The following is an 11,807-nucleotide window of genomic DNA, read 5'->3' on the forward strand; positions in this document are numbered from 1 at the left end:
TGATACTTTGTTCAACTGTTGCATTTTAAGGAAAGTTTATCTATATAGAGGCAAATTGGAGGTTCAATACATGCAAGCACTTGATGTCCAGAACGATATGCAGCCGGTCAATTACACGGATGCGGTACAGTCAAGTAATCAGGATAAAAAAAATGCAAAAGAACCTGATGTGAAGGGCTCATCCTTTATTGATATAATAAAAAAGCTGATGGCGGAGGAGACCGACAGCCGTACTGCGGGAGAAGAAAAAATATCCGGCAGCACCGCATTGGCTCAAGAGGCGTCGGAACAGACTGAGCGTAAAAAAAATGCTGCGGCGCAAACCGAATTATCCCGGTTAAAGAACAAAGCCGGGAAACACAGCGATATGCGCGCACAACACCTTGCCGAAGCAGATGCACGGGAAGGGGAAGCTGCCGAAGCGCTTGCAGACGCGGACGTTTTGCTTGCCTTTGAAGACGGGATCGATGTAAAGAATGCGCTTGAAAACGGCGCGGATAAGCAGCTTCAAACTTCGATGTTTGCTCAAGCGGAGACGGATGCCGTGCCTGAGGGAGCCGCTTTACTGTCTGCCGAAGAAGCTCAACTGTTAAAAAAGCAGAAAAACGGCAAAGCGGAATCCGGCATGGCTGTAGGTATATCGGCTTCCGGTACGGCAGAGCTGCCCGGAAAGCTGAAGAAAAATGCCGATGAGCCCGCCGCGGATCGTTCTCTCGAAAAAAGCACAAAAGCGCAGCAGGTAAAACAGCACAAGCCGGTGTTTACCATTATAGATGAACGCACGGTGAATGCCGCTCCGGTTGTTGCGGACGGTTCCGTACACGAAGCGGGCGCCGCCGTGCGGGTTACCAATGCGCCGTCGGTTGATATGGCGGCGGACTTCCGCAGTATGACGGCAGGTTTGGGCACCGCTGCAAACGGTACGCAGACAACACAGGAGAGCGGCGCACCGAGTTTTGCGTCGTTGGTGGCGCAGCAGGTGCAGGATATGGCACCCGACTTTGTGCAGGCAGGACGGATTGTGCTGCAGGATAACAACGCAGGCGTCATCCGCTTGCAGATGCAGCCCGCGCATCTCGGCAATGTCAGAATCAATTTGGAATTGGCCGGCGGGAAGAAAATCGTCGGGAAGATTATCACGGGATCAAAAGAAGCGTACGAAGCGTTTAAAGAAAGCATCGAACAGCTTGCCAAGGCCTTTGAACAGGGCGGATTCGCAAGTGCGCAATTTGATGTCAGCTGGTCGGGCGAAGGCGGCGGGCAATTTGATGGTGAGAACGGTCAATTTAATGAATTATTTGCACAAAATGACCGGCTTGAGGTAATGCAGGGTAATCGTTATGCCGATACTGAAACTGTCTATGCCTTCGGGCAAGATCAAGCGGTGAATGTATTTGCGTAAAATGGGGGATAAAGAGATATGAATATCGGTATGGTAGCGCAGGGAAACGGAATTCCGATGCCTTCTTTTGACATGAGTCCGGAAGAAAAAGCCCGGCTCAACATGGAAGTAGACACAATCAATAAACAGAATTTTCCGGAAGGGAGAAAGCCGAAGCAGGAGCTGGGAAAGGACGATTTTCTCCAGTTGCTCGTAGCACAGCTGACTCATCAAGATCCTACCAGCCCGATGGAAGATACTCAGTTTGTCGCTCAGATGGCACAGTTTACGTCGCTTGAGCAGCTGACGAATATGAACCAGAGCTTCGGAACCTTGAACAGACTGATCGGAGATTCTTCGGCGGTTAATGTGGTCGGTAAGCAGGTTGATATCCAACAGAGCAGCGGTACCGTTTCGGGAACCATTACGGCTGCGACCCGCGGAGAAAACCCGCAGGTACAGGTTAACGGCAAATGGTATGCATGGTCGGACGTACAAACCGTCTATGCAAATAACTAAGATATAATAGAGGAGATACAGATATGATGCGGTCATTATTTTCCGGCGTTTCCGGAATGCAGAATCACCAAACCAGAATGGATGTTATCGGTAACAATATTGCAAACGTGAATACCACAGGCTTTAAGCGCGGACGGGTTAATTTTCAGGATTTGATTTCTCAGCAGTTGAGCGGCGCTTCCCGTCCGAACGAAGAAGTCGGCGGCGTGAACCCGAAAGAAGTCGGCCTCGGTGTTATGGTTGCCAGCATCGACACCGTGCATACGCAGGGCGCTTTGCAGTCAACCGGCATCAATACCGATATCGCGGTGCAGGGAAACGGTTTCTTCGTACTCAAGTCGGGTGAAAAGAGCTTTTATACTCGCGCCGGTGCCTTCGGTGTCGATAAAGACGGCACGATGGTGAACCCCGCAAACGGTATGCGTGTTCAGGGCTGGATGGCGCAGGAAGTAGACGGTACCCGCCTTATCAACACCTCCGCACAGACGGAAGATCTCATCATTCCGATTGGGCAGAAGATCGATGCCCGTGCAACCACATCGGTGAACTATGCCTGTAACCTCGACAAGCGGCTTCCGGAACTTCCCGAAAATGCGAACCGCGCGCAAGTGCTGGAATCGACATGGACAACCGAGTTCAAAGTATACGATACTTTCGGCGAAACCCATGAACTTAATTTAAGCTTTTCGCGCGTCCCGGGCACACAGAACCAGTGGCTCGCGACGGTCAATGTTGACCCTGAAAACGCAGAAGCAACGGCAACGCGCACGGGCGTCGGTACTACCGAAGGCACCGGTAACACGTTTACCGTTACCTTCGACAACTACGGACACCTTGCTTCGGTTACCGATACGGCAGGAAATGCCTCCGCCGCAGCAGGACAAGTACTTGTGCAGGTTTCCTATAATGTTCCCGGTGCAACAGCCGGTGAAGACGGTGCTCCTGTCCGCCACACCTTTGATATTAACTTAGGTGAGATCGGTACTTCCCGCAATACGATTACACAGTTTGCGGAACGCAGCACAACGAAAGCATACGAACAGGACGGATACGCAATGGGCTATCTTGAAAACTTTAAGATTGACCAGAGCGGTATTATCACCGGTGTGTATTCCAACGGCGTAAGCAACGAGATCGGTCAGCTTGCGATGGCAGGCTTTGCAAACCAGGGCGGCTTGGAAAAAGCAGGTGAAAATACCTATATTCAGTCGAATAACTCCGGTATTGCGAATATCACCACATCGGGTGTTATGGGAAAGGGTAAACTGATTGCCGGTACCCTCGAAATGAGTAATGTCGATTTAACCGATCAGTTTACCGACATGATTATTACACAGCGCGGGTTCCAAGCAGGGGCAAAAACCATTCAAACGTCCGATACAATGCTTGAAACCGTATTGAATTTGAAGCGGTAATAAGGTAATATAAAGGATACATTATGGTAAAGGTTACGCGGCTTAACGGTACACAGTATTGGATAAATCCCCATCAGATTGAAACGATAGACTGTAACCCCGATGTAACGTTGCATATGCTGTCGGGCAAGAGTTTTGTGATAAAAGAAACACCCGAAGCCTTGATCGATGCTATTGTCGCGTACCGCAAATGTATCGGTATCTTTAAAAACGAAATGTAAGGGAGCTGTCTTAAGTTATGGATATAGCATCATTTATAGGTATATTCGGCGGTATTGCTATCGTTCTGTTCGGAGCTTTCATGGGAAGCTCGTTGGGCGGACTTATCGACGTTCCTTCGATGTTCATCACGATCGGCGGTTCGTATATGTGTTTGTTCTTAACCTATCCGCTTTCTTATGTTATCGGTGTTTTCAAGGTTATGGGCAGGGTGTTCAAAGTTGCCGATTATAAAGAAAAAGAAATGGTGCAAAAATTGGTCGCCTTGTCAGAAAAAAGCCGCCGTACCGGTCTTTTAGCTCTGGAAGAAGAAATTCAAGATTTTGAAGATGATTTTCTCCGTACCGGATTACGCAATGTTATCGACGGTATCGACGGGGCTGCTATCCGTGTGTCGATGGAAAACGAATTAACACAGATGGAAGAGCGGCATAACAAATGGATTTCGTTGGTAAACGCATGGGCAACCCTCGCACCGGGCTTTGGAATGTTGGGAACGGTTATCGGTCTTATCGGTATGTTGCTGAACATCGAAGATAAGAGTTCATTAGGTCCAAACATGGCTGTTGCATTGGTTACGACGTTCTACGGTTCTATGATGGCAAACTGGATGCTTATTCCGATAGCGTCAAAGCTTGCTTATCAGAATAATCTGGAGGTACGGTCAAAGGAAATGATTATCGAGGGTATCCTTGGTATTCAATCGGGCGATCACCCGCGTATCCTTGCGCAGCGTTTGCTGACGTATCTTGATCCTAAAGACCGAAAGGTTTTGGAATCCGAGCTTGTAAGGGATTAGTTCATGGCACGGAAAAAGAAAGGCGCGAGCGCTCCCGGCAGCGGATGGCTCACAACGTACGGTGATATGGTTACGCTGATGCTCTGTTTCTTTGTTATGCTCTATGAACCGAGCGAAGTAGATATCACTCGGTTACAGGCGTTATCGGCATCTATCAGCGGCGACCCTACCGGCGGTTCCATCTCGTTATCGGCGGGCAAACTTGCCGACCTCGGCAATACCATCAGTTCAATGCCGTCTATGGAAAAAGGGAAGATGCTCGGAACCGCCTTAAAAAAGGCTGTTTCGATTTTTACGCCCGAAATAAAGACGACTAAGATTGCTGTTACGAGCGATGAACGCGGTATTGTGATTTCACTTATAGCTGAGTCTTTTTTTGCCCGGAACAGTGCAGAGCTAAATATCGAAGAAAGCCGCGAAACATTATTGAAAATTGCGCAGTTTTTATCCGATAAAGAATTAGCGGCTCGCCGTTTCCGTATTGAAGGACACACCGATTCAAGCGATGCGCTTGCGGGAAAGTGGACAAGCAACTGGGAACTGTCGGCTGCCCGTGCAATCAGCGTATTGCACAATTTGACTGACTTTGGTGTGCAGGAAGATAAGTTTTCCATTGCCGGCTATGCAGATACTCGTCCTGTCTATTCCAACGAGACTGCAGAAGAACGTGCATATAATAGACGGGTTGATATTATCATTTTGGATGATGCACATTTTTAGTGCTTCCCTAAAGATTTACTTGAAGAGAGAGGAGTAACCACAATGGCTGACGAGCATACAAATTTGACTGATGAACACGGAATGGATGAAAACATCGGTGTCGATAATCCGGTAAAGGCTAAAAAAGCGGGGCTTATTCCGACGCTTCTGAAATACATTGCCATCACACTCGCTGCTTTGATTTTTATTGTGACGGTTGTCGTTATTACGGTTAATCTGATGTCAAAGCGGGGGCAATCTCAGTCCGAATATCCTATTGCTGAGGAATACCGCGACTCACGCGAAATGCTGCAATATTATTCTGCAATCGGTGCTGTAAAGACATTTACCAAAGATGTCGTGCCGGGTACCGTTGTGGTTAACGTCGAGCTGGGATATCCGCAAAACGATAAGACAACTTCGCAGGAACTGACAGCGCGGTTGGTTGAGTTGAAGGATTTTCTCCGTGGTTATTTCCAGAGTAAAACGATTGCGGAACTGAAGCAGGAAGAGAAGATTAAAATCGAAATCCGTAATCAAATCAATGACAATATACTATCGAAGTCGAAGATAAAAGCGGTTGCTTTTACCCAATATGATATTATAGAACAATAGGGATTGTATGACTGAAGTATTATCGCAGGACGAAATAGACCAGCTTCTCACTGCAATCAGCTCAGGGGATACCGAAGCGGAAGAGTTTAGACCGGTTAATGATACGCGTAAAATCAAAATTTACGATTTTAAGCGGCCGGATAAATTCTCTAAGGAGCAGATGCGTACCGTTTCAATTATGCACGAAACCTTTGCGCGTTTGACTACCACCGCTCTTTCTGCTCAGCTGCGGAGTATGGCGCACGTACACGTTGCCTCTGTCGATCAGCTGACATACGAAGAGTTTATCCGTTCAATCCCTACGCCGACTACGCTGGCTGTAATTAACATGGATCCGCTCAAGGGTAATGCCGTTTTAGAAATAGACCCTTCCGTTACCTTCTCCATCATCGACCGTCTTTTCGGCGGTACGGGGCAGGGGACAATGGTACAGCGGGAATTAACCGACATCGAAGCCTCTGTTATGGAAGGAGTTATCGTTCGTATCTTGGCGAATATGCGCGAAGCATGGACGCAGGTTATCGACTTGCGCCCCCGCTTGGGTCAGATTGAAACCAATCCGCAGTTCGCGCAGATCGTACCGCCTTCCGAAATGGTTGTTTTGGTTACGCTTGAAACCAAGGTCGGCGAAGAAGAAGGCATGATGAACTTCTGTATTCCCTATATCACGATAGAGCCGATTATTTCAAAGCTGTCCAGTCAGTTCTGGTTCTCGTCGGTACGCAGAAGTTCGACAACTCAGTATATGGGGGTTTTGAAAGATAAACTTTCTACGGTAGATATGGATGTTGTCGCCGAAGTCGGTTCGTTAAAACTGCCGGTACGGGATGTGCTTAATCTCCGTGCGGGGGATGTAGTACGGCTGACTGATACGAGAGTGGGTCATCCGTTTACGCTCAGCGTCGGCAGCAGAAAGAAGTTCTGGTGTCAGCCCGGCGTTGTGGGAAATAAGGTTGCCGTACAGATATTGGAAAAGATTGAGGATATCAATCAGGATGAATTTGAAGAGCTAAGTGCTGATCAGGAGGAATTATATGAGTGATGGGTCCATTTCTCAGAACGAAATAGATGCGTTGTTGTCGGGTATGGGCGGTTCTGCCGGTGTGCCTACGGACGGAGCGCTTACACCGGCTCGTCAAGAAGCCTTACAGAAGTTTTTTGACGGGAATGTTCCCGCACTCTCTGCAAATCTGGATTCGATGACGGGTAAAACCGTCTCCGTGTCCAATCCTGTGATCGAGCTGAGCGGCCGTGAAGCCTTTTTGCAGAAAGTGCCGGATATGGCGGTTGCCGTTACCATTGATTTTGACGGATCACTGACAGGTGATCACTTGTTTGTGTTGGCTCCCGAATTTGCGGAAAAGCTGGTAGGGCTTGTAAACAATGAGGAGAGCGTTACAATCGATGATATGGCGCTTTCGGTTATCAGTGAAACCATTGCGCAGTATGTCGGAAAAGAAATCAGCGCGTTTGACGGTCAAGATATTAAAGGTGTTACCAATATGCCTGCCGAAGCTCATCATGTGCCCAAGGCAATGGTACGGCTTTCTCAGGACTTTGCACTTTTAACATATTCGGTTACAATTGATGATGCAACTTTTAATTTATGGGAGATTATCTCCAAAAAAACAGCGGAACAACTTGCCGATAAATTAAGCAATATGGAGAGCGCTTCGCCGGTAACACCTGTGCAGCCTATTCCCGCACAGCCTGTTCTTGATCAGGGAGGCGCAATGGGGGCAATGAATATGCCGATGAACGGAATGAATGGAATGCCGCAAATGGGTCAGCAACCGATGGGCATGGGAATGCAAATGCAAGGCGGAGTACAGGCTCAGGGCGGAATGGTGATGCCCGGTATGAACCCGAATGTACAATCCGTGCAATTTTCTCCCCTGTTAAACGGAGTAACTGAATCGGAACAGGGAAATATCGGGCTGATTATGGACGTGTTCATGGAAATGACCGTTGAACTCGGCCGTACCCGCAAGATGATTAAAGAAATTTTAAGCATGGGTGAAGGGCATATTATCGAATTGGATAAGCTTGCCGGTGAACCGGTTGATATATTAGTTAATCATAAACCGATTGCAAAAGGGGAAGTCGTCGTTATCGATGAAAATTTTGGTGTCCGCGTTACCGAAATTTTGTCGCCGGCTGAACGTATTAGCGATACATAGCGGATCTGTGAGTACGGCTTTTGCATACTGCGGCCGTAGAGCACATGGGGTGGGAAATGTATAGCAGCTTTTATAAAAGTATATTATTCTCTTTTCTTTTACTCTGCAGCGCCGTGTGTGCGTTTGCGGATAACGGAACAGCAGCAGAAGCCGGTAATCCGGCTGTCTCTCAGATATCACCTGTAGAGACTAATATTGTTTTACAGACGGATGAATCGGCATTGCCGGTACAAGATGTACCTGCACCTCGAGCTTCAAGAAGTTCAACTTTTTTTCTGTTGTTTCAGCTGATCATATCATTAGCGGTTGTGTGTGCGCTCATTTATGGAGTGCTGTATTTTATCCGGCGTTCAAAGCAATTTACCGCCGCAGATGATCCTTTCTTAAAGAATGTTGCCAATTTACCGCTTGCGCCTAATAAAACTCTCCACATTGTGACTCTTATTGATAAAGCATATTTAATCGGCGCATCGGATGCTTCGTTGTCGCTGATTGCGGAAATCACCGATAAAGAGCTCATCGATGCGATGAATCTGCACGCGGCGCAAACACCCGGTCCAAAGCAGAGCTTCAACTCATTGTTGCATACCTTTTTTCCTGCAGCAAAACCAAAGGAAGCCGATGCGAATCCCTTCGACTCGTTTTTAGCTAAGCAGCGGGGACGTCTGCAAAATTCAGGTGCGGTGCAGGAGAACGGAACTCCACGAGAGACGGAAATCGGCGGCACGGGGAGGGAAGGCCGATGAAAAAACTTGCACTATGTATTGCGTGTATCTGCTTGTTTTGTATTCCGGTAACACTGTCCGCGCAGAGCAATACCGGTACCTCACAGACCGGGCGTACCGAAATAGACGCAACCCGTCAGGCAACCCGTATTCCCTTTGTCAACCTAAATATCCGCGAACCTCAAAATAATCAGGAAGTAGCGTTTTCCATTCAGCTGCTTCTGTTAATAACACTGATTACCCTTGCGCCGAGTATTCTCCTTTTGATGACATCGTTCTTGCGGCTCAGTATTGCGCTTGACTTTATTAAGCGTGCGCTGTCGCTGCAGCAGGTACCGCCGACGCAGGTACTCAACGGCATTGCTCTTTTTTTGACGATTTTTATCATGTGGCCGACTTTAACGGAAATATACGATAAATCGTTTAAGCCGATGGCAGACGGGCAAATCAATATCGAAACCGCTTATACCGAAGCGGAAAAACCGTTGCGTCTCTTTATGTATAAACAGATGGCGCATGATCCCTCTCATATCAGACTCTGTATGTCGCTTGCCCGTATGGAAAAACCCAATACACTCGCCGACGTTCCTACTCATGTGTTAATCCCTGCATTTATCCTGCACGAGTTAACCATTGCTTTTCAGATAGGCATCTTCCTTTATTTGCCGTTTATCATCATCGACATGGTGGTTGCAAGTATTCTAATGTCGATGGGTATGATCATGCTGCCGCCGGTGCAAATTTCGATGCCGTTTAAGCTGATTTTATTTATACTGGTTGACGGCTGGAATTTGTTGGTCGGTCAACTCTTTCAGTCGTTCTTGTAGAAGTAAAAAGGAGGAGTGTAAATAAAAGCCGTACAAATAGCACGGCTTTTATTTACCCAAGTTTGCTCAAGTGCAAACTTGTATATCATCTGCACGTTCTCACTTCGTTGCGAACGTGCGTAAAAAGTCAATCGAAAGTTGATACTTTCTTCTTGACTTTTTATGGGAGGAAAAACGATGAGTATCGGGATGATTGTCAGTCTCTTGCGTGAGGGTGTTTTTCAGGTATTTATATTAGCCGCCCCCATTCTGCTGGCTGCATTAGTTGTCGGTTTAATCGTAGCAATTTTTCAGGCGACCACCTCCATTCAGGAACAGACGCTTACCTTTGTACCGAAAATTTTGACTATTTTGGGTATGCTTGCGCTTTTGGGCGGCTGGATGATCAGCGTATTGCGGGATTATACCGTCCGCCTTTTTGACATTATTCCTCAGCTGGTGCAAGGTTAGTTTCCTCGTAGGCGGCGTGAATAATGGAACCTAACCCCTTCTCTTTTTTACTTGTTAAGGCTCCTCTCTTTTTTTGGTATGCGTACGGATATTCGCGATGATTTCTACGACGCCGCTTCTTTCGACGAGGGCGGTGCCGCGCATTGCAAAGATTTCGCTGGCGGGATTAATCGGTTTTTTGGTGATGCCGGTTGCCTATGGTTCCCCGCTGGACGTGCAAGGATTTAATCTTGACTATGTGCTGCTTGTTGTCGGCGAAGCGCTGCTCGGAGTGCTGACCGGCTTTTTTATCAGCATTATCTTTGCCTCGTTTAGTACGGCCGGTCAATTTTTTTCGTATCAAATGGGATTCGGCGCATCGGAAGTGTATGATGCACTTGCTCAAATTGAAAATCCGCTGATGGGACAATTTTTAAATTTTATTGCAGTGCTGCTTTTTTTGCAGATTAAGGGATTCCAGACGTTGTTTTTAGGCGGTATGGTTCGCAGCTTTCAGTCGATCAACTGTTTTATGTTTCTGGAAAAACGGGAATTGCTTGCTTCATTTCTTATAACAAATCTTAGCAGTCTTTTCTTAAATGCAATGATGATTGCACTGCCGGTGATGGGAACGCTCTTTTTAGTGCATGTTTCGATGGGCTTGCTGTCAAAGGCCGCGCCGCAGATGAACCTTTTATCGGAAGGTTTCCCGATAACCATTTTGCTGACCTTCTTTCTTTTAACCGTTTCGCTGCCGTTTATGGCAAATTTATTTGTACGGATTATGGAAAACGGATTCGCGGCATTTGAGTCGCTTCTGGGCCGTGTCGCCGGAGGTGTATAGGATGCGGAAACTTGTGATGGAGACTGCAAGCGGATATACCGAACAGAACTTTTTTATTGACTTGCAGTGGTTTGCAGCAGAGGATGAAGGACGTACCGAAGACCCAACCGACTATAAGATACGTAAAGCCCGTGAAGAAGGACGTGTCGCAAAAAGTCAGGATATCAATGCCGCTTTGGTAATGCTTTTTCCCGCCGGAGCCCTGATCTTCCTTTCTTCCTTTTTTTTGGAAGAGTGTATGGAAATCCTCCGCTTCTTTTTTTTGCGGAGTACACAGGCTGATATTCGTAGCGGTATTTGGTTCGGAATCTTTGTGCAATATTTTTTAAAGCTTGCGCTCCCGCTTGCACTTATTGCAATGATTGCAGGTGTGATTGCCAATATCCTTCAAAATAACGGTTTTTTATTTTCTACTAAACCCATTCAACCTCAGTTTAATAAGATTGTTCCCAATTTTATGCGTTTTTTTAAGCGGGCACTTTTTTCTGCGGAAGGGTTATTCAATTTTGCAAAGTCGTTGACAAAGGTTGTCGTATTGGTATTTGTTGCCTTTTTGATGATACGGGCAAACCTGCCTCATTTTATCGAATTGCTAACGGTGAGTTTTCCCCAGGCGATTTTTTTTATCGCGGGACTTGCCGCAAAATTACTCGCAACCGCTGCTCTACTGCTGTTGATTCTGGCAATCCCCGACTATTTTTTTCAGCGTAAGCAATTTATCGATTCGCTGAAGATGACAAAGCAGGAAATAAAAGAAGAATACAAGGAGTTGGAAGGAGATCCGCAGGTTAAGGGGAGGATCCGGCAGCAAATGCAGGCAATCCTTTCCCAAAATGCAATCCGCAATGTGCCAAAGGCCGATGTCGTTATTACAAACCCGACGCACTTCGCTATTGCAATGCAGTGGGATTCAAAAACGATGGCGGCGCCGATGGTGCTGGCCAAAGGTGCCGATGCGATGGCGCAGAGGATAAAGGCAATCGCCCGCGAGCATAATATTCCATTAATAGAAAACAAGCCGCTTGCCCGTGCGCTCTATGCTAAAGTTCAAATCGGTGATATAATACCGGAGGAATATTATCGGGCGCTTTCGTTAGTGTTTGCAGAAGTGTACACCCTCAACAATAAAAAACAGGAATTTTATAGAAGATAGTC

Annotated in this window: 14 protein-coding genes; all 14 read left to right on the plus strand. The window is 47.0% G+C overall.

Features of this window, described 5'->3' with window-relative positions; all coding sequences use genetic code 11:
- Positions 1 to 70 precede the first annotated feature (70 nt).
- The 14 genes from QI63_RS08990 (at position 71) to flhB (ending at position 11,805) form a co-directional block, all read left to right on the plus strand.
- Positions 71 to 1,402 (plus strand): flagellar hook-length control protein FliK, encoded by a 1,332-nt coding sequence (locus tag QI63_RS08990; RefSeq protein WP_044015692.1) that lies wholly within the window; start codon positions 71 to 73, stop codon positions 1,400 to 1,402.
- Between the two features lie 18 nt (positions 1,403 to 1,420).
- Positions 1,421 to 1,900, plus strand: coding sequence for a flagellar hook assembly protein FlgD (gene flgD / locus QI63_RS08995; RefSeq protein ID WP_044015693.1), 480 nt, complete (start codon positions 1,421 to 1,423; stop codon positions 1,898 to 1,900).
- 23 nt (positions 1,901 to 1,923) lie between these two features.
- The gene (gene flgE / locus QI63_RS09000) at positions 1,924 to 3,315 is read left to right on the plus strand and encodes a flagellar hook protein FlgE (RefSeq protein WP_044015695.1); all 1,392 of its coding nucleotides are present in this window, start codon (positions 1,924 to 1,926) and stop codon (positions 3,313 to 3,315) included.
- 23 nt (positions 3,316 to 3,338) lie between these two features.
- Positions 3,339 to 3,536 carry a flagellar FlbD family protein gene (locus QI63_RS09005; protein WP_044015697.1) on the plus strand — a complete coding sequence of 66 codons (198 nt, stop codon included), beginning with the start codon at positions 3,339 to 3,341 and terminating at the stop codon, positions 3,534 to 3,536.
- A gap of 17 nt (positions 3,537 to 3,553) precedes the next feature.
- Positions 3,554 to 4,333 carry a motility protein A gene (locus QI63_RS09010; RefSeq protein ID WP_044015699.1) on the plus strand — a complete coding sequence of 260 codons (780 nt, stop codon included), beginning with the start codon at positions 3,554 to 3,556 and terminating at the stop codon, positions 4,331 to 4,333.
- Positions 4,334 to 4,336: 3 nt separating this feature from the next.
- A complete protein-coding gene (gene motB / locus QI63_RS09015; protein ID WP_044015701.1) occupies positions 4,337 to 5,053 on the plus strand; it encodes a flagellar motor protein MotB in 717 nt (238 codons plus the stop codon).
- Between the two features lie 42 nt (positions 5,054 to 5,095).
- Positions 5,096 to 5,647 (plus strand): flagellar basal body-associated FliL family protein, encoded by a 552-nt coding sequence (locus QI63_RS09020; protein WP_044015703.1) that lies wholly within the window; start codon positions 5,096 to 5,098, stop codon positions 5,645 to 5,647.
- A 7-nt stretch (positions 5,648 to 5,654) separates the two neighbouring features.
- Complete coding sequence (gene fliM / locus QI63_RS09025; protein WP_044015705.1) at positions 5,655 to 6,689, plus strand: flagellar motor switch protein FliM; 1,035 nt, start codon at positions 5,655 to 5,657, stop codon at positions 6,687 to 6,689.
- Entirely contained in the window at positions 6,682 to 7,827 is a 1,146-nt protein-coding gene (gene fliN / locus QI63_RS09030; RefSeq protein ID WP_044015707.1) for a flagellar motor switch protein FliN, read from the plus strand. Before fliM ends, fliN begins: the two co-directional genes overlap by 8 nt.
- Positions 7,828 to 7,871: 44 nt before the next feature.
- Positions 7,872 to 8,573 (plus strand): FliO/MopB family protein, encoded by a 702-nt coding sequence (locus QI63_RS09035; RefSeq protein ID WP_235619676.1) that lies wholly within the window; start codon positions 7,872 to 7,874, stop codon positions 8,571 to 8,573.
- The gene (gene fliP / locus QI63_RS09040) at positions 8,570 to 9,379 is read left to right on the plus strand and encodes a flagellar type III secretion system pore protein FliP (protein WP_044015709.1); all 810 of its coding nucleotides are present in this window, start codon (positions 8,570 to 8,572) and stop codon (positions 9,377 to 9,379) included. The genes QI63_RS09035 and fliP overlap by 4 nt, the downstream gene beginning before the upstream one ends.
- Positions 9,380 to 9,556: 177 nt before the next feature.
- The gene (gene fliQ, locus QI63_RS09045; RefSeq protein ID WP_044015710.1) at positions 9,557 to 9,829 is read left to right on the plus strand and encodes a flagellar biosynthesis protein FliQ; all 273 of its coding nucleotides are present in this window, start codon (positions 9,557 to 9,559) and stop codon (positions 9,827 to 9,829) included.
- Between the two features lie 88 nt (positions 9,830 to 9,917).
- Positions 9,918 to 10,652, plus strand: coding sequence for a flagellar biosynthetic protein FliR (gene fliR / locus QI63_RS09050; protein ID WP_369792414.1), 735 nt, complete (start codon positions 9,918 to 9,920; stop codon positions 10,650 to 10,652).
- Between the two features lies 1 nt (position 10,653).
- Positions 10,654 to 11,805, plus strand: coding sequence for a flagellar biosynthesis protein FlhB (flhB, locus tag QI63_RS09055; protein ID WP_044015711.1), 1,152 nt, complete (start codon positions 10,654 to 10,656; stop codon positions 11,803 to 11,805).
- Positions 11,806 to 11,807 lie beyond the last annotated feature (2 nt).

The sequence above is a fragment of the Treponema sp. OMZ 838 genome, assembly GCF_000775995.1.
Lineage (GTDB): Bacteria > Spirochaetota > Spirochaetia > Treponematales > Treponemataceae > Treponema.